General features: G+C 70.9%; 21 protein-coding genes. 5 read left to right on the top strand and 16 right to left on the bottom strand.

Features of this window, described 5'->3' with window-relative positions:
- Positions 1-10: 10 nt before the first annotated feature.
- The 4 genes from WMF27_RS44270 to aceB all read right to left on the bottom strand — a co-directional run bounded on the left by WMF27_RS44270 (position 11) and on the right by aceB (position 6597).
- A complete protein-coding gene (locus tag WMF27_RS44270) occupies positions 11-853 on the bottom strand; it encodes a hypothetical protein (protein WP_437762848.1) in 843 nt (280 codons plus the stop codon).
- Positions 854-1044: 191 nt separating this feature from the next.
- A complete protein-coding gene (locus WMF27_RS44265; protein ID WP_437762849.1) occupies positions 1045-3405 on the bottom strand; it encodes a glutamine--tRNA ligase/YqeY domain fusion protein in 2361 nt (786 codons plus the stop codon).
- 195 nt (positions 3406-3600) lie between these two features.
- On the bottom strand, positions 3601-4899 hold the full coding sequence (gene aceA, locus WMF27_RS44260; RefSeq protein WP_437296516.1) for an isocitrate lyase: 1299 nt from the start codon (positions 4897-4899) through the stop codon (positions 3601-3603).
- A 75-nt stretch (positions 4900-4974) separates the two neighbouring features.
- Entirely contained in the window at positions 4975-6597 is a 1623-nt protein-coding gene (aceB, locus tag WMF27_RS44255; protein ID WP_437762850.1) for a malate synthase A, read from the bottom strand.
- A gap of 211 nt (positions 6598-6808) precedes the next feature.
- Here aceB and WMF27_RS44250 point away from each other — a divergent pair, with 211 nt between their 5' ends.
- Positions 6809-8239, top strand: a complete 1431-nt coding sequence (locus tag WMF27_RS44250; protein WP_437762851.1) for a helix-turn-helix domain-containing protein — start codon at positions 6809-6811, stop codon at positions 8237-8239.
- A 170-nt stretch (positions 8240-8409) separates the two neighbouring features.
- Here the strand turns inward: WMF27_RS44250 and WMF27_RS44245 are convergent, their stop codons facing one another.
- Genes WMF27_RS44245 through WMF27_RS44235 form a run of 3 tightly spaced genes read right to left on the bottom strand, consistent with a single transcriptional unit; the run spans position 8410 to position 10931 of the window.
- Complete coding sequence (locus WMF27_RS44245) at positions 8410-8784, bottom strand: response regulator (protein WP_437762852.1); 375 nt, start codon at positions 8782-8784, stop codon at positions 8410-8412.
- Positions 8784-9473 (bottom strand): histidine kinase, encoded by a 690-nt coding sequence (locus WMF27_RS44240; protein ID WP_437762853.1) that lies wholly within the window; start codon positions 9471-9473, stop codon positions 8784-8786. Before WMF27_RS44240 ends, WMF27_RS44245 begins: the two co-directional genes overlap by 1 nt.
- A 27-nt stretch (positions 9474-9500) precedes the next feature.
- A complete protein-coding gene (locus tag WMF27_RS44235; RefSeq protein WP_437762854.1) occupies positions 9501-10931 on the bottom strand; it encodes a sigma-54-dependent transcriptional regulator in 1431 nt (476 codons plus the stop codon).
- A gap of 613 nt (positions 10932-11544) precedes the next feature.
- Between WMF27_RS44235 and WMF27_RS44230 the strand changes: the two genes are divergently transcribed.
- Positions 11545-12024, top strand: a complete 480-nt coding sequence (locus tag WMF27_RS44230; RefSeq protein WP_437762855.1) for a hemerythrin domain-containing protein — start codon at positions 11545-11547, stop codon at positions 12022-12024.
- A gap of 102 nt (positions 12025-12126) precedes the next feature.
- On the opposite strand, the gene WMF27_RS44225 is transcribed toward WMF27_RS44230, so the two are convergent.
- From WMF27_RS44225 to WMF27_RS44210, 4 genes are all read right to left on the bottom strand, one after another.
- Positions 12127-12411 (bottom strand): hypothetical protein, encoded by a 285-nt coding sequence (locus tag WMF27_RS44225; protein ID WP_437762856.1) that lies wholly within the window; start codon positions 12409-12411, stop codon positions 12127-12129.
- 15 nt (positions 12412-12426) lie between these two features.
- Positions 12427-12648 carry a hypothetical protein gene (locus tag WMF27_RS44220; protein ID WP_437762857.1) on the bottom strand — a complete coding sequence of 74 codons (222 nt, stop codon included), beginning with the start codon at positions 12646-12648 and terminating at the stop codon, positions 12427-12429.
- Positions 12649-12695: 47 nt separating this feature from the next.
- Complete coding sequence (locus WMF27_RS44215) at positions 12696-13253, bottom strand: hypothetical protein (protein WP_437762858.1); 558 nt, start codon at positions 13251-13253, stop codon at positions 12696-12698.
- A 228-nt stretch (positions 13254-13481) separates the two neighbouring features.
- Positions 13482-13646, bottom strand: a complete 165-nt coding sequence (locus WMF27_RS44210) for a DUF1328 domain-containing protein (protein WP_012241326.1) — start codon at positions 13644-13646, stop codon at positions 13482-13484.
- A gap of 598 nt (positions 13647-14244) precedes the next feature.
- Here WMF27_RS44210 and WMF27_RS44205 point away from each other — a divergent pair.
- The 3 genes from WMF27_RS44205 to WMF27_RS44195 all read left to right on the top strand — a co-directional run bounded on the left by WMF27_RS44205 (position 14245) and on the right by WMF27_RS44195 (position 19218).
- Positions 14245-17082 carry a PAS domain-containing hybrid sensor histidine kinase/response regulator gene (locus WMF27_RS44205; RefSeq protein ID WP_437762859.1) on the top strand — a complete coding sequence of 946 codons (2838 nt, stop codon included), beginning with the start codon at positions 14245-14247 and terminating at the stop codon, positions 17080-17082.
- A gap of 85 nt (positions 17083-17167) precedes the next feature.
- On the top strand, positions 17168-17584 hold the full coding sequence (locus tag WMF27_RS44200; RefSeq protein ID WP_437296506.1) for a response regulator: 417 nt from the start codon (positions 17168-17170) through the stop codon (positions 17582-17584).
- Positions 17581-19218: an ATP-binding protein gene (locus WMF27_RS44195; RefSeq protein ID WP_437762860.1), complete on the top strand. Its 1638-nt coding sequence runs from the start codon at positions 17581-17583 to the stop codon at positions 19216-19218. The genes WMF27_RS44200 and WMF27_RS44195 overlap by 4 nt, the downstream gene beginning before the upstream one ends.
- Before the next feature lie 6 nt (positions 19219-19224).
- Here the strand turns inward: WMF27_RS44195 and WMF27_RS44190 are convergent, their stop codons facing one another.
- The 5 genes from WMF27_RS44190 to WMF27_RS44170 form a co-directional block, all read right to left on the bottom strand.
- On the bottom strand, positions 19225-19848 hold the full coding sequence (locus WMF27_RS44190) for a methyltransferase (protein ID WP_437762861.1): 624 nt from the start codon (positions 19846-19848) through the stop codon (positions 19225-19227).
- Positions 19845-23039, bottom strand: coding sequence for an efflux RND transporter permease subunit (locus WMF27_RS44185; RefSeq protein WP_437762862.1), 3195 nt, complete (start codon positions 23037-23039; stop codon positions 19845-19847). The genes WMF27_RS44190 and WMF27_RS44185 overlap by 4 nt, the downstream gene beginning before the upstream one ends.
- A 16-nt stretch (positions 23040-23055) precedes the next feature.
- Positions 23056-24423: an efflux RND transporter periplasmic adaptor subunit gene (locus WMF27_RS44180; RefSeq protein WP_437762863.1), complete on the bottom strand. Its 1368-nt coding sequence runs from the start codon at positions 24421-24423 to the stop codon at positions 23056-23058.
- Positions 24420-25676: a TolC family protein gene (locus WMF27_RS44175; RefSeq protein ID WP_437762864.1), complete on the bottom strand. Its 1257-nt coding sequence runs from the start codon at positions 25674-25676 to the stop codon at positions 24420-24422. The genes WMF27_RS44180 and WMF27_RS44175 overlap by 4 nt, the downstream gene beginning before the upstream one ends.
- 164 nt (positions 25677-25840) lie before the next feature.
- Complete coding sequence (locus WMF27_RS44170) at positions 25841-26230, bottom strand: hypothetical protein (protein WP_437762865.1); 390 nt, start codon at positions 26228-26230, stop codon at positions 25841-25843.
- Positions 26231-26543: the final 313 nt, after the last annotated feature.

Raw genomic sequence — 26543 nt, 5'->3', positions numbered from 1 at the left:
CCGCCCGATGCTACTCGAGGAAGACGGACACCGAAGCCTTGTAGCGGTCGGCGCCGCGCGGAAAGACGCGGGGGCCGCGGCCGCACGGAACGTCGAGCGGCTCACGATCGCGGCAGTTCAGGAAGCTGCCGTCCGACCTCGGGCCATCGCACACGTCCTCACACTTGCCCACGACATCGATCGGGCAGCGGTCAATCGAGGGCCCGCAGACGCGCGGGATCTGCCTCTTGCCCGGCGCGAGGCAGGCGAAGAGGCGCTGCGGCTTCTGGAAGACGTTGCCGAAGTAGGTCGCCTCCGCCTCGTCGTACCTCGCCAGCTCCCGCTTCGTGGACGAGAGCGCTTCGTGCTGTCCGCGGAGCGAGATCATGACGTGTTCGCCCCGGTAGTTCACGCGCGCGAGCAGGCACGCGGAGACCCACTCCTGGCAGTCTTCATCACACGAGCCACGCTTCGAGCCCCACTCGGGCGCGAGGCCGAGATCCCCGACGAAGCTGTAGGACACCCCATCGATCTTGACGTTGAGGCGGGCCTCCTCGGGGAGCGCGCAGCCCACGATGAAGCGGAGGAGCTCCCTCGACTCGGGAGTACGGAGCGCGTCTCTCGTCAGCGAACTACCCATCAACGAATTGACCGTCAGCGCGTTGACCGTCAACGCGTTGACCGTCAGCGCGTTGACCGTCAGCGCGTTGACCGTCAGCGCGTTGACCGTCAGCGCGTTGACCGTGATGGCCGCCTGCTGGACCTCCTCCACCGCCTCATCGTCCCCTTCGAGCTCGGCAGACGCGACGCAAGCCGCCTGCGAGAACGACACCGCCACGCAAGCGAGGAGAGCGAACTGGCGTGCAGATTCCATAGTACCAATCAGATCTACACCACTCCAGCTATCAAGCTCAATTGATTTATGGACATTTTGCTGGACATGTTTCTGCACACCGCCACGACACGCAACACCTAGTCAGGTGCCGGGAGTGGGATAACGCAGAGCGCAGCACTCGGGCGCACCCCGCGTCGGGGGGGAAGCGAAACAGCGCGTGGGTGGGAGATTTACGCCAGCTTCCTGGCCAGCAGCGCATTGACCAGGTCGGGGTTCGCCTTACCGCCGGAGGCCTTCATGACCTGACCGACGAAGAACCCGATCAGCTTCGAATTCCCCGCGCGGTAGCGGGAAACCTCGCCTGGATGGCCGGCGATGATCTGGTCGACGATGCGCTCCAGGGCGCCTTCGTCGGCGACCTGCCGGAGCCCTCTCTGCGCGACGATCGCCCTGGGGCTACCGCCCTGCTGCATTATCTCAGCGAGAACATCCTTCGCGATCTTCCCGGAAATCGTCCCGTCATCGATCAGCGCCAGGAGCTCGCCGAGCTGCGCCCCCGAGACGGGGAGGTCGCCTGTCTTCCTGTCCTTCAGCTCGCGGGCGAGCGAGTGGATGATCCAGTTGGCGGCGCCCCGGGGGTTGTCGTGCACGGCAACCGTCTCCTCGAAGAGCCGGAGGAGGCCGTCGTCGTCGGCCAGGACCACCGCGTCATCGCCCGGTATCCCACGTGTATCGATGAGGTGTCTGGCCTTCTCGGCCCGCGCCGGGTCGAGCCGCGCGAGGCGCTCCTCGAAGGGCGCGCGCTCGCGCCGAGGCTCCGGCGGCGGCGCCTTCGCGGCCGGGCTCTCGGGCGCGGGCCCGGGGGCCCGAGCGGGCTTCTCGGCCGAGAGCCTCGACCACGAGTCCTTGAGCGCCACCGTGCGGTTGAAGACGGGCGCGCCGGGCGCGGAGTCGACGGGGTCCACGAAGAAGAACCCCTGGCGCTCGAACTGGACATGGCTCCCCTTCTCGACCGTGGACAGGCTCGGTTCCACCTGACACCCGCGCAGGACAACCAGCGAACCAGGATTCAAGTTCTCCAGGAAATCCTTGCCCTCCTCGACCGCGTCGGGCCGCTCGGCCGCGAAGAGCCGGTCGTAGAGCCGGACCTCGGCGGTGAGCGCGTGGGCGGCCGAGACCCAGTGCAACGTTCCCTTCGGCCTGCGGCCGTCAGGCGCCTCACCGCTCTTCGTGGGGCGATCGTACGTGCAGCGGAGCTCGACGACCTCTCCTGTAGCCTCGTCTCTCACCACGTCGCGACAGGTGATGAACCCGGCGTAGCGGAGCCGCACCTGCTGCCCGGGCGCGAGCCGGAACCACTTCTTGGGGGGGTCCTCGAGGAAGTCGTCGCGCTCGATGTAGAGCACCCGGGACAGGGGGACCTTGCGGGAGCCTTCCCTCGGCACGTCCTCGGGCCAGTAGGGCGCGTCGATCTCCTCGACCTGCCCCTCGGTGTAGTTCTCGAGGACGACCCGGAGGGGGCGCAGCACCGCCATGACGCGCGGGGCGCGGAGGTTCAGGTCGTCGCGGACGCACGACTCGAACTTGGCGATGTCCACCATGCTGTTCGTCTTGGCGACGCCGATCTCCTCGCAGAACGACCGGATGGCCTCGGGCGTCACCCCGCGGCGCCGGAGGCCGGCGATGGTGGGCATGCGCGGGTCGTCCCAGCCCGTCACGAGCCCGCCCTTCACGAGCGCGAGCAGCTTTCGCTTGCTCATCACCGTGTAGCTCAGGTTGAGCCGAGCGAACTCGTACTGGCGAGGGCGGGACGGGACGTCGAGGTGCTCGATGATCCAGTCGTACAGCTCCCGGTTGTTCTCGAACTCCAGCGTGCAGATCGAGTGGGTGATCCCCTCGATCGCGTCGGAGAGGCTGTGAGCGAAGTCGTAGAGCGGGTAGACGCACCACGCGTCGCCCGTCCGGTAGTGGCGCGCGCGCTTGATGCGGTAGATCGGCGGATCGCGCATCTTCATGTTGGGAGCGGCCATGTCGATCTTGGCCCTGAGCACGTGCGCGCCCTCCGGGAACTCCCCTGCTCTCATCCGGGCGAAGAGATCCAGGCTCTCCGCGACGGACCTGTTCCTGTAGGGGCTCTCCCGACCGGGCTCCGTCACGGTGCCGCGGAGCTCGCGGGTCTCTGCCTCGCTCAGGCTGCACACGTAGGCGCTGCCCTTCTGGATGAGCTCCACCGCGAAGGCGTAGAGCCGCTCGAAGTAGTCCGACGCGAAGAAGAGCTTGTCGCCCCAGTCGCCGCCGAGCCAGCGCACGTCCCGCAGGATCGACTCCACGTACTCCATGTCCTCGGCGGCCGGGTTCGTGTCGTCGAAGCGCATGTGGCATGCGCCCCCGAAGTCCGCCGCCAGCCCGAAATTCAGCAGGATCGACTTCGCATGTCCGATGTGCAGGTAGCCGTTCGGCTCGGGCGGGAACCGGGTCACGACCCGCGTGTGCCTGCCGGCGGCGAGGTCTTCGGCGATGATGTTGCGGATGAAGTTGGACGCGGCGACGCTGCTGTCAGCGTCGCTCGCTCTGGGGCTCTGCGTTGTCACAGCTCTTTTCACCTCGGCTCGGGCGGCGCCGCCCGCGCCGAGCCTACTCAAACGGCACCCGCCGGGCCACCGCGGAGACGGCGCCCGGCCTTCATGGGAACTCTCTCGGGGCAAAGGTGAGCCCCCTGCGGGGGGGGGCGCCGCGGCGGACAGGCGCGGGCGTGCGCGACGGACGGCGCACGCCCGCGCGGGCGCTCAGAACTGGGCGGCCTCGGTGGACTCGTGGAGGGCCAGCGTGGACGCAGCGCCGCCCGAGATCACCTGGGCGACCTCGTCGAAGTAGCCCGTCCCGACCTCACGCTGGTGGCGGGTCGCGCTGTAGCCGAACTGCTCGCCGGCGAACTCGGCCTGCTGGAGCTCGGAGTACGCCGCCATCCCCCGGCGCTGGTACTGGCGGGCGAGCTCGAACATGCTGTGATTCAGCGAGTGGAACCCGGCGAGGGTCACGAACTGGAACTTGTACCCCATCGCGCCGAGCTCGCGCTGGAACCGGGCGATCGTCGCGTCGTCGAGGTGCTTCTTCCAGTTGAACGAGGGCGAGCAGTTGTAGGCGAGCAGCTTGCCCGGGAACTGCTTGTGGATCCCCTCCGCGAAGCGCTTCGCCTGATCGAGGTCCGGCGTCGAGGTCTCGCACCAGACGAGGTCCGCGTAGGGCGCGTACGCGAGCCCGCGCGCGATGGCCGCCTCGAGGCCGCCCTTCAGCACGAAGAAGCCCTCGGGCGTGCGCTCCCCGGTGACGAACGGCCTGTCGCGCGGGTCGACGTCGGACGTGATCAGCTTGGCGCTGTCGGCGTCCGTGCGGGCCACGAGGACGGTCGGTACGCCCATGACGTCGCTGGCGAGGCGGGCCGCGATCAGGGTGCGGATGAACTGGCTGGTCGGGACGAGGACCTTGCCGCCCATGTGCCCGCACTTCTTCTCGGAGGCGAGCTGGTCCTCGAAGTGTACGCCCGAGGCGCCCGCCTCGATCATGGCCTTCATCAGCTCGAACGCGTTGAGCGGCCCGCCGAAGCCCGCCTCCGCGTCGGCCATGATGGGCGCGAGCCAGTAGCGCCCCGCCTTGCCCTCGGCGCTCTCGATCTGGTCGGCGCGGAGGAGCGCCTGGTTGATGCGGCGCACGAGCGTCGGGACGCTGTTCGCCGGGTACAGGCTCTGGTCGGGGTACATGGTCCCGGCCTCGTTGTTGTCGGCCGCCACCTGCCACCCGCTCAGGTAGATGGCCTTGAGCCCGGCCCGGACCTGCTGCATCGCCTGGTTGCCGGTGAGGGCGCCGAGCGCCGCCACGTAGGGCTCGGCGTGCATCAGGTTCCAGAGCCGCTTGGCGCCGAGGGTCGCGAGCGTGTAGTCGATACGGACGGTGCCGCGGAGGCGCGCGACGTCCGCCTCGGAGTACGGGCGGACGACGCCGCTCCACCGGCCCGGGACGGTGTCGCTCGGCGGCGCGTGCAGGGAGTCGGCGGAGATCGGCGTGTTCAGCGGGAAAGCAGCGGACATGACTGGGCTCCTAGTGTGTTGGGGTTGGGGGCGGCAGCGGCCGCTGTGTCGACGTCAAACGAGGCGCGCCGGGCGTCACGAGCGCCGCTCTCCGGCGCTGGAGATCAAGAGCTCGTACGCAGGCAGCGTGAGGAACTCCTCGAAGGTCTCCCCGACCGACAGCCGCTCGAAGAGCGCGCGCGCCTCGGCGAAGCGGCCGCCGTCGAAGCGCGCCGGGCCGAGCGCGCCGCGGAGCGCGGCCATCTCGCCGTCCACCGCCGCGCGGAAGCGCTCGACGGTGAGCGGCTGCCCGTCGTCGAGCGTCGCCCCGTGGCGGATCCATTGCCAGACCTGGGTGCGGGAGATCTCCGCGGTGGCCGCGTCCTCCATCAGGTTGTAGAGCGGGACGCAGCCGAGGCCGCTGATCCACGCCTCGAGGTACTGGACGCCGACCCGGATGTTGTGGCGCAGGCCGGCCTCGGTGCGCGCGCCCTCCGGGACGCGCAGCAGGTCGGCCGCCGAGACGCGGACGTCCTCGCGCTTCCGCTCGATCTGGTTCGCAGCCGGCATGTGCGCGTCGAACACCTCGCGCGCGAGCGGCACGAGCCCCGGGTGCGCGACCCAGGTGCCGTCGTGTCCGTCCTTCACCTCGCGCAGCTTGTCGGCGCGCACCTTGTCGAGCGCCGCGCGGTTCGCCTCCGGGTCGCTCTTGATCGGGATCTGCGCCGCCATGCCGCCCATCGCGTGGACGCCGCGGCGGTGGCACGTCTTCACGAGCAGCTGCGTGTACGAGCGCAGGAAATGCTGCTCCATCGTCACCTGCGAGCGGTCCGGCATCACGCAGGCGGGGTCGTTCCGGAGCTTCTTGATGAAGCTGAAGATGTAGTCCCAGCGACCGCAGTTGAGGCCGGCCGAGTGCTGCCGGAGCTCGTGGAGGATCTCGTCCATCTCGAACGCCGCGGGCAGCGTCTCGATGAGGACCGTCGCCTTGATCGTGCCGATGGGGAGGCCGAGCGCCTCCTGCGCGAACACGAAGACGTCGTTCCAGAGGCGCGCCTCCAGGTGACTCTCCATCTTCGGCAGATAGAAGTAAGGCCCGGTACCGCGGCGGACGAGCTCACGCGCGTTGTGGAAGAAATAGAGTCCGAAATCGAAGAGCCCGCCCGGCAGCGGCTTGCCGTCGAGCTCGACGTGCTTCTCGGGGAGGTGCCAGCCGCGCGGGCGCACGAGCAGGGTCGCCAGCCTGTCTCCGAGGGCGTAACGCTTGCCGGTCGCCGGGTCGTCGTAACGGAGCTCGCGCCGCGCCGCGAGCCGCAGCGCCGCTTGCCCCTCGATGAGGTTCTTCCACGTGGGCGACGTGGCGTCCTCGAAATCGGCCATGAACACGCTCGCGCCCGAGTTCAGGGCGTTGATGATCATCTTGGGATCGACCGGACCCGTGATCTCGACGCGCCGGTCGAGCAGGTCCTCGGGCAGCGGCGCCACCGTCCAGTCGCCGTCGCGCACATCCCGCGTCTCGGGGAGAAAATCGAACCGCTCGCCCGCGTCCAGCCGCTCTTGCACGGCGCGCCGCCGGGCGAGCAGGGCAGGTACCCGGTCAGCGAACTTGCGCCCAAGACCGGAAAGGAAACGGAGGGCCTCTGGCGTGAGGACGGACTCGTCGCCACCGACCCGAGGAGCGAGCAAGCGGACGCTTGCGGTCTCATGATTCTGGCTCATCCACATCTCCTGCAACGCTGCGCGTCGTTACAAGCAACCTATGTTTGTCGACGAGGTTTCAGCGTCAACTTCGCTCTGAAATGCAGGCGGATAACGATGTAGACGAAAGGGCTTTACAGCGTGTCAACGTGTAAACTATTGTAAATTTCCACCAGGGCGAGCTGTGCCTACATCTCATCCAGGTTGTCCCAGTTACGTCGGGAGGGTCCCCATGGCCGATGCACCTCTTCTCGGAGCCAAGGTCCGCGCGCTCCGGCGTCGCGAGCAGATGACGCAGGTCGATCTGGCGGAGCGCCTCGGTGTCTCGGCGAGCTATCTGAACTTGATAGAGAACAACCGGCGTCCGCTGACTGCGCCGCTGCTCATCCGGCTCGCCCAGGTATTCCAGCTCGACCTCCAGAACTTCGCGTCGGAAGAGGACGTCCGGCTCACGGCCGATCTCCACGAGGTGTTCGGCGATCCCATCTTCGAGAGCCACGGGCTGACGAACGCGGATCTGCGCGAGCTCGTCGCGGCGTCCCCGAACGTCGCGCGCGCGGTGCTCACGCTCTACCGGAGCTACGCGACGACGCGCGAATCGCTGGATACGCTGGGAGAGCGGCTGGCGGGGGACGGGTTCGTCGGGGTCGACAACTCGCGGCTACCGTCCGAGGAGGTCAGCGATCTCATCCAGCGCCGGATGAACCATTTCGCGGAGCTCGAGGAAGGCGCCGAGGCGCTCTGGCGCGAGGCGGAGCTCGACGCGGACGACGTCTACCGGGGCCTCGTCCGGTACCTCCACGCGACGCGCGGCATCGAGGTGCGCATCGTCCGGGTCGCGGACGAGCGCCAGGCGATGCGGCGGTACGACCCCGACAGGCGCGTGCTGAGCATCTCCGAGGTGCTGCCGCCCCGGAGCCGCAGGTTCCAGCTCGCGCACCAGCTCGGCCTCTTGACGCAATCGACGGCCATCGACCGCATCCTGCGCGACGAGAACCTCACGACCCCGGAGTCCCGCGCGCTCGCCCGCGTCGCGCTGGCCAACTACTTCGCCGCCGCGATCCTCATGCCGTACCAGCCGTTCCTGGAGGCGGCGCGCGCCGAGCGCTACGACATCGAGCTGCTCGCGCACCGGTTCGGCACGAGCTTCGAGCAGGTGTGCCACCGGCTGACGACGCTCCGCCGCCCGGGCGCCGAGGGGGTGCCGATGCACATGGTCCGCATCGACATCGCGGGCAACATCTCGAAGCGCTTCAGCGGCTCCGGCATACGGTTCGCGCGGTTCAGCGGCGCGTGTCCGCGCTGGAACGTCCACGCCGCCCTGATGACGCCCGGCATGATCCGGATCCAGCTCTCGCAGATGCCCGACGGCGCCGTCTACTTCTGCATCGCGCGCACCGTGCGCAGCGACCGCGGCGGCTACCACGTCCCCCACACGGTGCAGTCGATCGGCATGGGCTGCGACGTCCGCTATGCCCGCGAGCTCGTCTATGCCGACGGGATCGACCTGGACAACATCGGCGCGGCCGTGCCCGTCGGTGTCACGTGCCGGACCTGCGAGCGCCTCGACTGCGCCCAGCGCGCGCTGCCGGCGCTGCAGCACCCGCTCCGCCTCGACGAGAACCGGCGGGGCGTCTCGTTCTACGCGTCAGTCGACAAGTGAGGCGACAAGTGAGGCGAGCCCGCGGCCGCCAGGCAGTGGTCGACTTTGCCCGGAGAGAGTCGACATGAAGGCGGGAAGGCGGGAAGATCATTGAGGTTTTCTTCTCGCCTTCCCGCCTTCATGTTCAAATTTGACGACCACCGCGCGGCGCGGGATCACCGGCGGCCCGCTCAGCTCGTGGGCCGCCCGAGCAGCCCGTTGAGCGTGGCCACGAGCCGGGCCACGTCGATGGGCTTGACCATGTGCGCGTGAGCGCCGGCCGTCCGGCTCTTCTCGCGATCGTCGTCCCCGCCGAACCCGCTCACCACGATCACCGCCCGTGGCCTGTCCGCGAGCGACGCGACCAGCTCGACGCCGCTGCCGTCGGGCAGCGACACGTCCGTCACCAGGGCGTCGACCGCGCTCCCGGCGAGCATCGAGCGCCCTTCCTCGCACGAGCGCGCCACGAGCACGCGGAAGCCGCGGCGGCGGAGCGCCATGCCGAGCAGCGCCGCCGTGTCGTCGTCGTCGTCGAGCACCAGCACCTGCGGCAGCTCCGCGCTCATCAGGCCCCCGCCTTGCGGTCGGCGTTCAGCGGCCACTCCAGGGTGATCTGCGTCTCCGCGCCGACGCGGTCGGCCCGCGCCTCGCCGCCGTGCGCCTTGAGCACGCCGTCGATCACCCGGACGGGCAGCCCGCCGTCGGCGAGCGGATCCGCGTCCGGCGCGAGCGCCGCCTCGAAGAGCTTCTCCACCGAGGCCGCGCTCGAGTCGCACGTCAGCACCACCCGCGCGCGATCGCCGTGGGCCGCGAGCGCCACGACGACCCGCGCGCGGGCGACGTTCAGGGCGAGCATGAGCGCGTCCGAGAGCGCCGCGGTCATCGACGCGGCGTGCGCGAAGCCGCGCACAGGGGCGAGGTCGAGCGCGACCGTGACGTCGCGCCGCCCGTAGACGAACGACGCCTCCGCGACGGCCTTCTGGACGAGCGCCTCGAGGTCGAGCGGCTGCGCCGGGGCGTCGAGCTGCCGCGACAGCTCGGACGCGGCGGTGTAGCGGTCGGCGAGGCGCAACAGGCGGCGCACGCCCCGCCGCGCCATGGTGAAATACGCCGCGTTCTGGGCGGTGGCCTCGCCCCCGAGCACGCTCTCCAGCTCGTTGAGCGCCGTGGCCACCACCCCGGCGGGCCCGCGCACGTCGTGCCCCGCGCGCGCGAACAGCCTGTAAATCGAGTCGGACAGCGCCTTTTCGCTCATTCGTTACGCCTCGCTCCGCGCCCCGCCTCAGCTCAACGACGAGCTCGCCGAGCCCGGCGAAGAGGCCGCCTTGTCCGGGCCCTCGTCCCCGCCCGAGGAGCCGTCCTGCTCTCCGTAGCGCTCCAGCTTGCGGTAGAGCGTCCGCCGGTCGAACCCGAGCATCTGGGCGGCGCGCGACTTGTTGCCGCCGACGAGCGCGAGCACGCGCTTGATGTAGCGCTTCTCGAGCTCGTCCATCGTCATGATCTCCGCCGGCTCGTCGACGGCGACGACGAAGCGGTCGGGCCGGTAGGCCTGGACCTTCTCCGGCAGGTCCTCGACCGTGATCTGCTCGAAGCGAGCGAGCGCCACCGCGCGCTCGATGCTGTTCTCGAGCTCGCGCACGTTGCCCGGCCAGTTGTACGCCGTGAGCTTCTCCGCGGCCGCGGTCGAGAGCGAGAGCACGCCCTTGCTGCTGCGGGACGAGAACTTCTCGAGGAAGTGCATCGCGAGGTGGAGCACGTCGGTGCCGCGCTCGCGCAGGGGCGGCAGGTCGATCTTCACGACGTTGACCCGGTAGTAGAGGTCCTCGCGGAACCGCTTCTCGTACACCTCGGTCTCGAGGTCGCGGTTCGTCGCCGTCACGATGCGGGCGTCGAAGGGGATCTCGGCGTTCGAGCCCACCGGCCGCACCTTGCGCTCCTGCAGCGCGCGGAGCAGCTTCGGCTGGACCTCGAGCGGCATCTCGCCGATCTCGTCGAGGAAGATGGTGCCGCCGCTGGCCTCCAGGAACAGACCGGTGCGCTGGGTCTTGGCGTCGGTGAAGGCGCCGCGCGCGTGGCCGAAGAGCTCGCTCTCGAGGAGCGCCTGGGGCACCGCGGCGCAGTTGACCGCCACGAAGGGGCCGGACCGGCCGCTGGCCTCGTGGATCGCCCGCGCGATGAGCTCCTTGCCGGTGCCCGTCTCGCCGTGCACGAGGACCGAGGCGTCGCTCCGCGCGACGCGCCCGATCAGATCGTAGACGCGCTTCATCGCGGGGCTGCGCCCGACGAGGCCCTTGGTCTGCTGGACGTCGTGGGCCGCCTCGCGCAGGCGCTTCACCTCCGAGCGGAGGCGCCGGTGCTGGACGGCGCGCGAGACCGTCAGGCCGAGGAGGTTCGCGTCGAGCGGCTTCGTGACGAAGTCGAACGCCCCGGCGCGCATGGAGGAGATGGCGGTCTCCATGCTCCCGAGCGCCGTCATGACGATGACGAGCATGTCGGGGCGCGCGCCGAGGATGCGCTCGCAGAGCTCCAGGCCGCTCATCTCGCTCATGCCGACGTCGGTCAACACGACGTCGAAATCGTCCTCGCTCACCAGCTCGAGCGCGCTCTTGGCCGATGTGCGCGCCGCGACGGAGAACTCCTGCCTCTTGAGGAGGGCCTCGACCAGATCACACGTCGCTTCGTCGTCGTCGACGACGAGTATCCTGCCGCTCATCGCGTGTCCTTCCCCCGGCAGCTCTTCTAAAGGTCGACCGCTGCCTGCAGCTGCAGGGAACGTGCCACGGAGAGTCCGCGTCATCAAGCCCAGTCCGCTCCTCGCCGACGTCCTTCGAACGTGACGTTTCGCCACAGGTGCGCGTTCTTGCCCCAACCTGGATGGCACAGGCCGCGCGCAGCGACCGAGCGGTCCGCCGCCGACGGGGGCCAGCGAGCGCCGCTGCGCCCGAGGCGCCGCGGCCGGTAGGGGGCTCACCCACCCGCCGGATCGGCGTGGGCCGTAGCGCGCGCCTCTTCGCGGCGCGTATCGCGCGCCTCGGGCGGGCCACGCGGGCGAGGGGCGCTGCCGGGGCACCGCCGCGGTCCCCCGCGGACGCCGCGCGCCTCTCTCGATCAGAAGACGACGCCTACCGGCAACAGCCGAGTTCGCCCGGGCTCCGGGAGCCATGTCGAGAGGCGAAATTGCACATCCATATTCCCTGTCCGGCGCCCAGCGTCTCTTCCTATCCGGAATAAACCTAATCGGCACGGTGATTGCTTGAGTGCGCCTCATGCGGCGGAGGGGGCGGGAGGGGGGCTAACCTGACGTCCGGTCGTTGAGAGGAGAATGCATGAAGGTGACACAGCTCTTGAAGAGGCAACACCGCGAAGCCGAGAGGCTGTTCGATCTGGCCCTCTCGACCACAGGCGATGTCCGGGGAGCGACGGACGAGCTGACCAAGCACCTCCTCGCTCACATGCTCGCCGAGCAGGTGGTCCTCTTCCCGGAGCTGCTCGCCGTCGAGCCGGACCTCATCGATGGAGCCTGCGAGGAGCATACGGTCACGCGGTTCGAGATCCGCCGCGTCGTCGGCACGGCGCCGGAGGACCCGGGCTTCAAGGCCAGGCTCGCCACCCTGAGGGAGCTCGTCACGCACCACGCCGAGCAGGAGGAGCGGGACCTCTTGCCGAGGATCGAGGCGGAGCTGACCGAGGACACGAACGAGCGCCTCGGCCGGCAGATGCTGGAGCTCTTCGAGGCGCTCATCGCCCACTCCCGCCGCGCCAACGCCTCGAGCCACGCCCCGCTCCGCACGGCGAAGGCGGCCTGACGGCCGGCGCCCTCCCTCCGGCGGGGTGATTGGTCAACCTTGCCCGAGAAAGACCGGAGGGAGGGGCGCCCTGCGCGCGAGGCGCGGGGCGCGCTCGGTGGATCAGGAGCCGGTCGCGGGCGCGTCGCCGGGGCCCGTCGGGCCGCCGTGCGCGGGTCCGTATCCATGGGACTCGCCGTAGCCGAGATCCTCGGGGACCATGGGGTCCGCCGGGCTCGACGGAGCGGTCGCGTCGAGGCTCCGCGCGTCGCTCGTGGCGAGCTCGTGAACGCCGCGCTCGAGCTCCACCTCGTCGAGGGCCGAGCCGCAGGCCCGGCAGGGCGTGGCCGCCGTCGACACGAAGACGAACCGGCGGCCACAGGCTTTGCATCGGAGCTCGCGGATCATCGCTGCTCACCCGGCTCAGCTGGGTTGACCTCGCCGCGCCGCTTCCTCGGCTTCGCGCAGCTCGTCGCCCTCGGGTCCGTCGAGCGCGCGGGCGGCCTCCTCGGCGTGCTCCTTGATCTTGCCGGCCTTCACCGACTTCTCCACCCCTTCTCGGTAACGCCGATCGGCCGTGCGGTTGCCCTCTCCCTCGATGTCCGCCGACGGGGTCTGCTGAGTGGCCTTCTGATTCGCCATCATGTCCTCCTCGTGTCGAGCTTTGCTGGGCCCGGGCGAGCGAGCTTGCATCAAACGCGCCGCTTCGCCGCCTGGATCGCGCGATCCAGCTCCTCCACGCGCTGGTAGACGCCTTGTTTCACCCGGTCGAGGGTCTCGCCGGTCGCCGCGTCGAGGTCGCGCAGGCTCCTGCGGACCGCCTCCGACTTGTCCTCCACGTCCTTCATCAGCCTGCCGACCTCGTCCTTGGGCAGCTTCTTCTCGGCCTTTTCGCGGAGCTCGACGGCATCCTTCTCGAGGTCCTCGATCCTGCGCGACGTGGACGCGCGCACGTCCGCGCGCGCCTTCGCCAGCTCCGCCTCGGCCTCTGCGGTCTTCTCCTGGGCCTCGACGGCGGCGTTGTTGAGCTTCTCCGCGGCCTCGCGGAGCGCGTCGTCGGTGGCCCGCTCGGCCTTCTGGTCGATCTCGGCGACCTTCTTGTCGAGCTCGGTGGCGACCTCCGCCGCCTTCTGCTGCGCCTCGCGCTGCGCGCGCTCGGCCTTGGTTTGCGCGTCCGCCGTGGGGGACTCGCAGCCCACGACGGCGCTCATGACGATGGCGATAGGCAGGAATGTTCGGACGGTCAACATGATGTTCTCCTCTGGTCTGCGATCGACGCGCGACCTCGCGTCCGGGCGAGCGCCCGGCGCGACACGGACGCCTTATCGACGCCGCCCGGGATGGGCCTCATGGCGCGATAGATGGGTCGATTTGCGGGTATTGCGACAGACGTGCCATGCGGAAGCATGGATACCGCTCGGCCAGGCGAGGCACGTCGCCCCGATCGTGGCCTCCGAGCACGTGCGACCCGCATGGCGTCAGGTCGGGGCGCGTCGGCCGAGCGCGAGGGAGACGACCGCCAGGACGAGGAAGATGACGAAGAGCAACTTCGCCACCGAGGCGGCGCTCGCCGCGAGGCCGCCGAAGCCGAGGATCGCGGCGATGATCGCCACGACGAAGAACGCGACACTCCAACTGAGCATGATAACCTCCTCATTGGGTGAAACATCGTGTGAATCGGTGTTCCAGCGCTTCGATGCTGCGGTGTTGCAGCGATTGCAGCGATTGCAGCGCTTACGACGTCACGGCGTTGCAGCCGACGTGCCGCGACCTCGCGAGTTGCCCGGATCCGCGGGGCGCCCGGGCGCCCCGGCGGCTCGCCGCCGATGCCGCCGCTGAACACGGGCGGGCGGGGTAGCTGCGGCAAATTGCCTCACTCGTGACGTCGCGCACCGCGCATCATCTCGTTCATCGGCTGGCCGATCTCGGCACAACGCTTGCTCGCGCCTGGGCTTGTGCGGGCGAGGTGGAAGTCAGGCTCAGCGCAAGGCCGGTGTCGAGATCGACGCCGACGGAGAGCCGGCCGCGGCACCCTCAGGAGGGTGGCGGCCGGCCGTCCGAGGCCGGATGAGCCGCACTGGCGGCAGTGCGCCTTGTGGCGGTCGGTCAGCTCTCCGAAGATACCGTGCTCGCCGGTGCCACCCGCGCCGCCGATCGCCCACCGTCGCTCGCCGCTCGCTGCACAGGCCCCCTGACGGCGACGTCTGCCGAGGCCGTGCTCCCGACGCGAACGATCCGATCATGACGATCCCGCTCTCCACGCTCATCAGGACCCGCCGCGAGGCCATCATCGAGCGGTTCGTGGGCGAGCTGCGCAAGCGAAGCGCGGCGGTGCGGAACATGCCGAAGCCGCTCATCATCAACTCGCTGCCGAGCTTCCTCGACGAGGTGGCCGCCAGCCTGGAGCAACGCGCATCGACGGCCGGCAGCAAGGAGGCCGCGCGCGAGCACGGCGAGATGCGCTGGGAGCACGGGCTCGACCTGGGCGTGATGGTCCGCGAGTACGGCGTCCTCCGGCAATCCATCCTCCGCGAGCTGGAGGAGGCCGGGGTCACGCCGGATGTGCGGCAGATCGAGGCGCTCTCCGAGCGCGTGGACGCGGGCATCGCCCAGGCGGTAAGCGAGCACGCCCGGCTCCAGCTGGAGGCGATCGAGACCGAGCGCAGGCGCACCGAGATCGAGCGAGGCAGGAGCGGCTCGCTGCTCTCGCAGGCGCCCGCGCCGATCTGCTTCCTCAAGGGCGCGGCGCTCGTGTTCGAGCTCGCGAACCCGCTCTTCTGCCGCATGGTCGGCCGCGACGATCTGCTCGGCAAGCCGCTCGTCGAGGCGGTCCCGGAGCTGCGCGGGCAGCCGCTGCACGCGCAGCTCGAGGCCGTCCTGGCGAGCGGCGAGCCGAGCGTGGCGAGCGAGATCCCGGTGCGGATCACGCGCTGGACCGGCGAGACGGTCGAGCGGCTGTACAACGTCCTGTGCAAGCCGGTGCGCGACGTGGGCGGCGCCGTGGAGGGCGTCATGGTGACGGCGTTCGACGTGACCGAGCAGATCGGCGCGCGCCGGAAGGCGGAGCGGCTCGCGCTCGAGCTCCAGCAGAGCGTGACCCAGCGCCTGCACGCGGAGCGGGCGCTCCGCGTGAACGAGGAGCGCTTCCGCAAGGCGCTCCGGGGGTCGCCGGTCATGGTGTTCACCCAGGACCGGGACCTGCGCTACACGTGGATGCACAACTCGTTCGGCAAGTCCGAGCGCGAGGTGCTCGGGAAGACCGACGGGGAGGTGCTGGAGGACCCGGAGGCCGCGAGGTCGCTCGATCGGACGAAGCGCGACGTGCTCGCCAGCGGCGTCGGCCAGCGGCGCGAGCTCGCGGTGCGCGCCGGCGAGCGCACCCAGCACATCGACGTCTCGATCGAGCCGCTGGCCGATGACACGGGCGAGATCATCGGCATCACCTGCACGGCGACGGACATCACGGAGCGGAAGTCGATCGAGCAGGCGCTGCGGGCGAGCGAGGCGAGGTTCCGCACCGTGCAGGAGGCGTCGCCCGACGGGTTCATGATGCTGCGCAGCGTGCGCGGCGCGTCCGGGGCGATCTCCGACTTCGAGTGGGTCTACGTGAACCCGGCCACGGGGCCGATCGTCGGGGGCCGGGGCAAGGATCTGGAGGGCAAGCGGCTCTTGATCGAGGTCCCTGGCAGCGCGCTCGCGAGCGCGTTCGACGCGTACGCGCGCGTCGTGGAGACCGGGGAGCCCGCCCGGATCGAGCTCTTCTGCGCGCACGAGGGCGCTCCGCGGACGTTCCGCGCCATCGCGGTGGCGCTGGGCGACGGCGTCGGCCTCTCGTTCCACGACATCACGGAGGAGAAGCGCACCGACGCCGAGCGCGCCCAGCTCCTCCAGCAGGAGCAGCGCGCGCGCCAGCACGCCGAGCAGCTGAACCGGCTCAAGGACGAGTTCCTCGCGACGGTGTCGCACGAGCTCAGGACGCCGCTCCAGTCGATCCTGGGCTGGGCGCGGATCCTCCGGACGGGCGAGGTGGACGCCGAGTCGCTCGAGCGGGGGCTCGCCACGATCGAGCGCAACGCGAAGGCGCAGTCGCAGCTCATCGAGGACGTCCTCGACGCCTCGACGATCATCGCGGGGAAGCTGCAGCTCCGGACCGATCCGGTCGACGTGCGGCAGGTGCTCGCCACGGCGCTCGACCTGGTGCGCCCGGCGGCGCTGGCGAAGGGCGTCGCGGTCGACATCTCCGTCGCCGACGACGTGGGCATCTTCCTCGGCGACGCGGAGAGGCTCCAGCAGATCGTCTGGAACCTGCTCACGAACGCGGTGAAGTTCACGCCGTCCGGGGGCCAGGTGCGGGCCCTCGCCCGGCGCGTCGAGGCGATGCTCGAGGTCGAGGTGGAGGACAACGGCGAGGGCATCCCGAGGAGCTTCTTGCCGTTCCTGTTCGAGCGGTTCCGGCAGGCGGACGGGGGGATGACCCGGGCCCACGGCGGGCTCGGGCTCGGCCTCGCCATCGTGCGTCACCTGGCGGAGGCGCAGGGCGGCAGCGTGCACGCCGAGAGCGACGGAGAGGGCAAGGGCGCGCGCTTCCGGGTCCGGCTGCCGATCCGCGCCGACGCGCCCCCGGCGCCGCCGTCCCCGCAGCGCCGGGGCGGCGAGGCGCCGGGGGGCGCTGCGCGGCGCGAGCTCGAGGGCATCCGGGTCCTCGTGGTCGACGACGAGACCGACGCCCGCGAGCTGCTCGGCATCATCTTCGTGCGCGCCGGGGCGACGGTGCGCGAAGCGGCCTCGGCGGGCGCGGCGCTCGAGGCCCTCCACACGGGCGAGTTCGACGTGCTGGTGAGCGACATCGGCATGCCGGGCGAGGACGGTTACGCGATGATGCGGCGGCTGCGCGCCCTGGGGGCCGACGTCCCCGCGAGCGGCATACCGGCGCTCGCGCTCACCGCGTACACGCGCATGGAGGACCGCCGCCAGGCGATCGCCGCCGGCTTCCAGATGCACCTGGCCAAGCCGATCGAGCCGAACGGCCTGGTGACCGCGGTCGCGCACCTCGTCGGCCGCGCGGGCAAGGCGTGGTAGCTGGCCGTGGCGCCGTAGCCCCTGCGCGCGGCCTGCGGTTGATGCTATCAACGAGCCTCCGCTTTGCCCCTCCACGAGGACGAGGATGGACGGTAAATTCCTGAATATTATCCTGGTCGAGGACGACACCGTCGACGTGATGAACGTCCGGAGGGCGTTCGAGAGGGGCAAGATCACGAACCCGCTCTGGGTGGCGGGCGACGGCGTGGAGGGGCTCGATCTGCTGCGCGGCAACCAGGTGCCCAGGGATCGGCGCCTCGTCCTGCTCGACCTGAACATGCCCAGGATGAACGGCATCGAGTTCCTCCGCGAGCTCCGGGCCGACGTCTCGCTGCGGGCGACGCCCGTCGTCGTGCTGACGACCTCGAACGACGATCGGGACAAGGTGGACGCGTACGATCTGAACGTCGCGGGCTACCTGCTGAAGCCGGTGACGTTCATGAGCTTCGTCGAGCTCATGACGGCGCTGAACCGGTACTGGACGCTCGTGGAGATGCCTTGAGCCCGAGGTCGGTTCGCCTGCTCGTCGTCGACGACGACACGGTCGATCGGATCGCGATCTTGCGTGCGCTGCGGAGCGGCCGCGTCGACGCCGAGATCAGGGAGGCCGATTCCGTCGATTCGGCGCTCGCGGTGCTGTACGAGCAGCAGGTCGACTGCGTGCTGCTCGACTATTACCTCCCCGGGGGCGACGGGCTCGCGGTGATCGAGGCGGCGCGCAAGGCGAAGCTCACGGCGCCGTTCATCATGCTGACCGGGCAGGGCGACGAGTCGCTCGCGGTCGATCTGATGAAGCGGGGCGCGGCGGACTACGTGCCGAAGAACCTGCTGACGCCCGAGCGGCTGGTGCAGAGCCTGCGCCACGTCCTGCGCCTGAGCGAGGCGGAGCGCCGCGAGGAGGAGGCGCGCAGGGCGCTCGCCCGCCACGCGAACCAGCTCGCGCAGCTCACCGAGGCGACGCTGCGCATCCACCGGTCGCTCTCGCTGAACGAGCTGATCCAGCGCACCACCGACGAGGCGCGCGCGCTGCTCGACGCGGGCGTCGCGGCCTCGCGGCTCTCGGCGCGGGGCGTGGAGCATCGGCCTCTGACGGGCATCTCGCTGTCCGAGGAGTACGCCGCGCGGGAGGACCGCGACGGCGTCCGCGAGATCGCGCTCGGCCTGATCGAGCGGAGGAGCACCGGCGTCCGGCTGACGGGCGACGAGATCGCGAGCGATCCGACGTGCGCCGACGTGCTCTCGCGCGCGCCGGCGGAGCTCCACCCGTGCTCGCTCCTCGCGGCGCCGCTGCGCGGCCGGGACGGCCAGTGCATCGGGAGCATCCAGCTGCTCGATCGGCGCGACGGCCCCTTCGTGGAGAGCGACGAGGTGCTGCTCACCCAGCTCGCGCAGTCGGCGTCCGTCGCCCTGGAGAACGCGCGGCTCTACAACGAGGCGCAGGCCGCGACGCGCGCCCGGGACGACCTCCTGGCGATCGTGTCGCACGATCTCCGGAACCCGCTCAACACGATCGCGATCACGGCGTCGCTGCTGCGGAGCGATCTGCTCCAGCGGAAGGACGGCGACGACGACGACGCCGTCCAGCTCGTCGACCGCATGGACCGCGGCATCCAGAGCATGACGCGGCTCATCGAGGATCTGCTCGACGCGTCGCGCATCGAGGCGGGGCGGCTCGTGGTGTCGCCGAGGGTGGAGCGCGGCGGGACGCTCGTCCGCGAGGCGCTCGACGCCGCCACGTCGCTCGCGGAGGCGAAGGGCTGCCGGGTGACGCAGGGGCCGCTCGACGCGGGCCTGGAGGTCCTCGCCGACCGGGATCGCGTGCTCCAGGTCTTCTCGAACCTGCTCGGCAACGCGCTGAAGTTCACGCCGAGGGGCGGCATCGTGAGCGTGGCGCTCTGCCGGGTCGCCGACAGCGCGCGCTTCTCGGTGGCCGATACGGGCCCGGGCATCCCGCCCGAGCACCAGCCGCACCTCTTCGATCGCTACTGGAAGGCCGCGCAGGAGTCGCGCACCGGGGCGGGGCTGGGCCTCTACATCGCGCGCGGCATCGTCGAGGCGCACCACGGGAACATGGCGGTCGAGAGCGCCCCGGGCCAGGGGACGACGATCCACTTCTCGCTGCCCCTGGCGAGCTGAGGGGCGTCACGGCGACGGCGGCGAGCCCCCTCGGCCGACGCCGGGCAGGAAGCGGCCGACCTTCGCGCAGTAGGCCGCGTACGCGCCGCCGTGGGCGCGCAGGAGGTACGGCTCCTCGACCAGGCGGACCTGCAGCTCGATCGCGATGACCAGCGCGACGAGCGAGGCGAGCGCGGCCGCGTTGGGGAGGACCAGCAGCAGCCCGAGCGCGGCCAGCATCATGAAGCTGAAGACAGGGTTCCGCACCACCGCGAACGGGCCTCCGGTCACGAGGCCCGTGCGCTCCGCCTCGCTGACGCCGATGCGCCAGGACGCGCCCATCGCGCCCTGGGACCAGAGCGTGCCGAGCGTCCCCGAGATCGTCATGGCCGCGCCGAGGCCGGCGAGGGGCAGGCCGGGATCGGCGAGGGGCCCGATCCAGGCCGCGAGCTCCGCGACGGGGGCCAGCGCTCCCAGGACGAGCGCGATCACGAAGAGCACGCCGCCGAGCCACGGCAGCGACCCGGGTGGCCCCGAGATGCCACGGAAGCCCGCCGATCCCGTCGCGCGGAGCTGCCTGAGCGAGCGCCATCCGAAGGCGAGCGCGAGGTAGATCCCGTAGAGAACGAGGGCGAGCCAGGGTCGGTTCATGTCGCGCTTTCCTGTCGATGGGTCAGCCGGTAGAGGACCGGCAGGACGAGCAGCGTGAGCGTGGTCGAGGAGAGGATCCCGCCGATGACGACCGTCGCGAGCGGGCGCTGCACCTCGGAGCCGGTGCCGGTGGCGAGCGCCATCGGGACGAAGCCGAGCGCCGCGACGAGCGCCGTCATGAGCACGGGGCGGAGCCGCGCGATCGAGCCGTGGAGCACGGCGTCGTCGAGCGCCTCGCCGCGCTGCCGCAGGTTCTCGATGAACGTCACCATCACGAGCCCGTTCAGCACGGCGACGCCCGAGAGCGCGATGAAGCCCACGGCCGCCGAGATCGAGAGCGGGAGCCCGCGGCCCCAGAGCGCGAGGACGCCGCCGGTGAGCGCGAGCGGGACGCCGGTGAAGATCAGCGCGGCGTTCCTGAGCGTCCCGACGGAGAGGAAGAGCAGGCCGAAGATCAGCCCGAGCGCTGCAGGGACCACCACGGCGAGGCGCCGCTGGGCGGCGAGCAGGTTCTCGAACTGGCCGCCCCAGGACATCCAGTAGCCCGGCGGGAGCTTGATCTCGGCGTCGATCCGCGCCTCGGCGTCGGCGACGAAGCCGCCGAGGTCGCGCCCGCGCACGTTGCACTGGACGACGACGCGGCGCTTGCCGCTCTCCCGGCTGACCTGGTTCGGGCCCTCCTCCACGCCGATCTTCGCCACCGCGCCGAGCGGCACGAACGCCGCCCGCTCGGGCGCGCCTGCCGCCGCGGCGATGGTCGGGCCGCTCGGTCCGGTCGCGTGGCCCCCCTTGCTCCGGAGCGGGATCGGGAGCCGATCGAGCGCCCCGATGTCGCGGCGGATGGAGTCGGGCAGCCGGAGCACCAGATCGAAGCGCTTGTCCCCCTCGAAGACCTCGCCGGCGCTCACGCCCCCGATCGCGGCCTCGACGACCGCCTGCACGTCGGCGACGTTGAGCCCATAACGGGCCACCATGCGCCGATCCACGTCGATGGTCAGCACCGGCAGGCCCGTGACCTGCTCCACCTTGACGTCGGCGGCGCCCGGCGTCGCCTTGAGGAGCGCGCCGATCCTGCTGGCCTCCTTGAGCATCACGTCGAGGTCGTCGCCGAAGACCTTGACGGCGACGTCGCTCCGCACGCCGCTGATGAGCTCATTGAACCGGAGCTCGATCGGCTGGCTGAACTCGTAGTTCTGCCCCGGCAGCTCGTGGATGACCGCCTCGATGGCCTCGGCGAGCTCCTCCTGCGTCTTCGCCTTCTTCCACGCGCTCCGCGGCCGCAGCATCAGGTAGGTGTCGGAGACGTTCGGGCCCATCGGATCGGTCGCGACCTCGGCCGTGCCGGTCCTGGCGAAGACGTGCTCGATCTCGTCCGGGAACCGCTCCCTGAGGAGGCGCTCGAGCTGCGCCTGCATGGCCACGCTCGTCGTGAGGCTGATCGACGGGATGCGCGCCGGCTGGAGCGCGAGCGCCCCCTCGCTCAGCTTGGGGGCGAACTCGCTGCCGAGCCCCGCGGCGACCAGGCCGGAGGCGGCGAGGGCGACGCCCGCGATCGCGACCACGATCGGCCTGTGGGACAGCGCCCAGGCGAGCGCCCTCCCGTAGGCGCGCTTCGCGTGGTGAAAGAGGAGGTTCTCCTTCTCCGACACGTTGCCCCTGAGGAACAGCGCCACGAGCGCCGGGATGAACGTCATCGACAGGATGGTCGCCCCCGCGAGCGCCAGGACGACGGTCTGCGCCATCGGCCGGAACATCTTCCCCTCGATGCCGGTCAGCGTGAGGATGGGCAGGTAGACGATCGCGATGATGAGCTCGCCGAAGATCGTCGCCTGGCGGACCTCCTGGGACGCCTCGTAGGCGAGGCCGAGCCGCTCTTCGCGGGTGAGCACGCGGCCGAGCCGGCGCTGCTCCTCGGCGAAGCGCCGCACGCAGTTCTCGACGATGATCACCGAGCCGTCGACGATGAGCCCGAAGTCGATGGCGCCGAGGCTCATCAGGTTGCCGCTGATCTTGCTCTCGACCATGCCGGTGACGGCGATCAGCATCGAGAACGGGATCGCGAGCGCGGCGATGAGCGCGGCCCGGAGGTTGCCGAGCAGGAGGAAGAGCACCACGACGACCAGCGCCGCCCCTTCGAGAAGGCTGTTCCTGACGGTGCTCAGGGTGGCGTCGACGAGGTAGGTGCGGTCGTAGACGGTCTTGACCGTCACGCCCGCGGGCAGCGACTTGTTGACCGCCTTGATCTGGTCGTCCACCCGCCTGGAGACGGCGCGGCCGTTCTCCCCGACGAGCATGATGGCCGTGCCGATGACCGCTTCTTCTCCGTCCTCGGTGGCCGCCCCCGTGCGGAGCTCCTGGCCGACGCTGACCTCGGCGACGTCCTCGATCCGGATCGGCGCCTCGTGGTGGTTGCCGACGACGATGCCCCGGATGTCGTCCTCGCTCTGCACGAGGCCCGTGGCGCGGACGAGGTACTGCTCGCCCTTGTGCTCGATGTACCCTCCGCCCGCGTTGGCGTTGTTGGCCGCGAGGGCCTCGAGCACGTCGCGGAACGAGAGCCCGTAGCCGACGAGCTTCGCCGGATCCGGCGAGACCTGGTACAGCCGCTCGTACCCGCCGATCGAGTTGACCTCCGTCACCCCCGGCACGGTCCGGACCTGGGGCCGCACGATCCAGTCCTGGATCGTGCGTAGATCGGTCAGGTCGTACGGCTTGCCGTCGGGGCGCCTGGCGTCCGGCGCGGCCTCGAGGGTCCACATGTAGATCTCGCCGAGGCCGGTCGCGATGGGGCCCAGCTGCGGCTCGCCGAGCCCTGGCGGCAGGCTCTCCTTCGCGGCGCCCAGGCGCTCGGCCACGAGCTGCCTCGCCCAGTAGATGTCGGTGCCGTCCTCGAAGATCACCGTCACCTGGGAGAGCCCGTAACGGGACAGCGAGCGCACCTGCTGGACGCCCGGGATCCCGCCCATGGCCCACTCGATGGGGAAGGTGATCTGGCGCTCGACCTCCACGGGGGAGAGCGCCTTGACCGACGTGTTGATCTGCACCTGGACGTTGGTGATGTCCGGGACCGCGTCGATCGGCAGGCGGGTGAAGTTGTAGGCCCCGAGCGCGCCGACCGCGAGGGTGATGGCGACGACGAGGAAGCGATGGCGGATCGAGACGGACAGGAGCCGCGAGAGCAAGGTGAGCATGGGGTCCTCGCGCTCCTCAGTGCTGGTGTCCGGCCTCGGATTTGCCGAGCTCCGCCTTGAGGATGAAGCTGTTCTTGCCGACGTAGCGCTCGCCGGCGGCGACGCCGGCCTCGATCTCGACGACCGGCGCGCCGCGCCGCGGCTCGGCGCTCGGGGCACCGGGTCGCCCTCCCCCGCCCTCCGCCCCGCTCGTGCCACGGCGCCCGATCTTCACGGGGCGGGCCTCGAAGGCGTCGCCCTCCTCGACGAAGACGACGTCCTTGCCCTCGACCCGCTGGAGGGCCTCCTCGGAGACGACCACGGGCGCGGCCGCCTCCTCGACGGCGATGTCGGCGGTCGCGAAGAGCCCGGGGCGCCACGCAGCGCCCGGGCTCTGGAGGACGACGCGGGCCACGGCGGAGCGGCTCTGCTCGTCGACGACCTGCCCCAGGTACGCCAGCGTGCCCTGCGCGCTCTGCTCGATCCCCTCGGCCTTGACCCAGGCCGTCTGGCCGATCCGCGCGCGGCTGAGGTCCTTGGCGTAGACGGTGACGTTGACCCAGATGGTGGACAGGTCGGCGATCACGAAGACCTGGGTGTCTTCCTTGAGCACCTCGCCGATGGCGATGTGCTTCTCGATGATGGTGCCGTCGATGGGGGCGATCAGCGCGTAGCCGCTGCCCTTGCCCGCGCCCGAGCCTGCGGCGGCGCTGAGCTTCTGGGCGGCGCTGCGGTGCTCGATCCGCGCCTCGGCGACCGCCTGCCTGGCCGCGAGGTACTCCTTCTCGGCCGAGATGCGCTCCTTCCAGAGCGCCTCGTGGCGCGTGAAGCTCGCCTCGGCGAGGGAGAGGCGCTCCTTGGCCGCCAGGAGCTCGCGCTGGAGCTCCGCGAGCTCGCGGCTATCGAGCACGGCGAGCACCTCTCCTCGCGTGACCGTGTCGCCGAGCTGCTTCTTCACCTCGCGCGCCGTCCCCGGCACGCGGGGCGTGACGTGCGCGATGGCCTCCGCGTTGAGCGCGACCTCGCCGGGGAGGGTGATCGTCACCGCGACGCTGCCGGGTCCGGCGGTGAGCATCTCGAGCCCGGCGTTCTGGATCATCGCGGGCGACAGCTTGAGCTTGTCGCCGTGGGCGTGCGCCTCCCCGGGCTCGTCCGGCGCGTGCTCCTCCGCGTGGTCGTGGTCGTGGTCATGATCGCGGTCATGGCCATCGCCGTGCGCTCCCTCCTCCTCGCCGTGCGGATGCCCGTCGTGCGCCTCATGGCCGGCCTCGCGGTCGTGCCCGTGGCGTCGATGCTCGAAGCGCACCGTGATGGCGACGGCCGCGGCGACGAGCGCCAGGACCGCGGCGGCGATCGCGGCGATCACCTTCGGGGAAAGCTCTATCTTTCGCGGAGGCGCGCTCATCGGGGCGCCCTCCCCGCGGCGACCAGGAGCTCGATCTTGGCCGCCGCGTGGGCGTGCTCGGCCTCCAGCAGCGCCGCCTCGGCGTCGATGACCTCACGCCGCACCAGGAGGACGCTCGCGAGATCCTTCTCGCCGAGCTCGTACCCTCGCGCCGAGATCGCGGCCGCCCGTTCCATCAGGGTGGCCGTCGGCGCCAGCGCCTGGAGGGCCTCTTTCGTCGCCTTGTAACGCGCGTAGAGCTGGGTGACGTGGCCCGCGGCGCCGGTCCGGGCGGCCTCGGCGCGGGCCTGGGCGACATCGATCTCCGCGGCGGCGGTCGCGGCGCCGGCGCGGTTGGCGTTGAGGATCGGCAGCGGGATCGCGAGGCCGAGCATGCCGATGTTCGCGCCGTCGTCGCGCTCGACCTGGGCGACGACGTTGACGGTGGGCCACCCGGCCGCCCGCTCGCGCTCCGCCCTGGCCCGCGCGGCGTCGACCGAAGCCTCGGCGGCCCCGACATCGGGGCGCCGTGCCAGGTCCCCGAGGATCGACGCGAGCGGCGGCGGATCGTCAGGCGGCACGAGGGGCCCCTCCACCGGGGGCAACGGCTGCGCTGCCCGCAAGGGGAGGCCGAGCAGGCCGAGGAGCGCCGCCTCGTCGGCGTCGCGTGTGCCTTCCGCCGCCTTCGCCGCCGCCTGGTCGCGCCCTTTCTGGAGCGACGCCAGGGCGACATCGACCTCCGGCACCTCGCCCGCCTTGCGCTGGCGCTCCGCGGCGGCGTGGAGCCGCTCTGCGAGCGCGACGCGGGCGCGGGCGAGCTGCACCTGCCGCTCGCCCCGGAGCACGAGGGCGTGCTGGAGCAGGGCGGCGAGCAGGACGCGGCGCCGGCCGTCCTCGGCGTTGATCTCGGCGGCGCGCTGCTCGGCCTTCGCGGCTGCGATGCGCTCGCCTCGCTGGCCGCCGAGCTCGATCGGCCACGCGAGGGACGCCGAAGCGGCCGCCGGCTTGCTCCCGTCGGGGTTGAGCCGAACGCCGCCCATGCCGGTCAGCACGGGGTTCTCGAGGGAGATCACGCCTGCAGCGGAGGTCGCGGCGCGGGCGACGCCCGCCTCCGCCGTGGCCACGCGCGCGCTCGGGGCTGCGCGGGCGAGGTCGGCGACGCGGGCGCGGGTGAGGGGCGGCTCTTCGGCGAGGGCCGCCGGCGGCGCGATCGACAGGACGTGCAAGGCGAGCGAGGCAGCGACGAACAGACGACGCACGGGGGAACGGAACATGGACGGACAGCCCTCGAGCGCGTGGAGCGCTCGCGCGAAGAACCGCGGTTGTGCCCGGTCAGGATCGCGTGAGAGGTCCGAGCTCACGGCGGCGCGGCGCAGGGGCGCTCAAACGCCTGTGCGCTGCTGCCGTGCTCGCGGGTGCGACACCTGACGCGGGCGCCTCAGGCGCGCGGGCGTCGGGGTGGCCGTTCGAGGCGGTGAGGGAGGCTGCGCCCTGGCATTTCCGGCAGCGCCGACGCGGCGATCTCGTACGCCTCCAGGAGGATGTAGGGCAGCGCGGCGCCGACGGACAGCGTCATGGGGATACGGCCACAAGCGCAGTCGCTGCAGCCGGGCGGGCAGTCCTCGTGGGAGCTGTCCGGCGCCGCGTCCTCCTCGTGATGGGCCGACGACGCCTCGAGCATCGGGTGCTCGCAAGCGATCGCCATGCCGAGCGCCTGGAGGGTGTGGCCCTGCGCCATGAGACCGACGACGAGCAGCACCGGGAGCGCGGCGCGGATCCAGCGAAGGATCGCGCTGCGGTCACGATGGGGTCGCCGGAGGCGGAGCATCCGACGTGAGCGTGGGGGAGCACGAGACGGGCGTCAAGGAAGGCGTTCGTGCGAGCCCGACCAGGCCGCTCGGCGACCGATGCAAGCCTGCGTATGCCGTCGATGCGCGCCCGAACAGAGGATTGAGCAGGAACGCGCACGACACGGTCATCGTGGCACCCTGGACTCCACGCTGGAACATGCGGAGTGGACCCTCCACGAACAGCGTGGGTCCGCCTTCAAAGCCCCCTGCCGCGGGCACCTCGCGCGCACAACCGATGGTTCGATTGGCGTCAACGCCCATGCGATAGGGACATGAACCATCGTCCGTATC

Source organism: Sorangium sp. So ce281, assembly GCF_051527395.1.
GTDB classification, from domain to species: Bacteria; Myxococcota_A; Polyangia; order Polyangiales; family Polyangiaceae; genus Sorangium; species Sorangium cellulosum_B.
The sequence above is the reverse complement of the archived record's forward strand: the minus strand, read 5'-3'. Positions and strand labels throughout refer to the sequence as shown.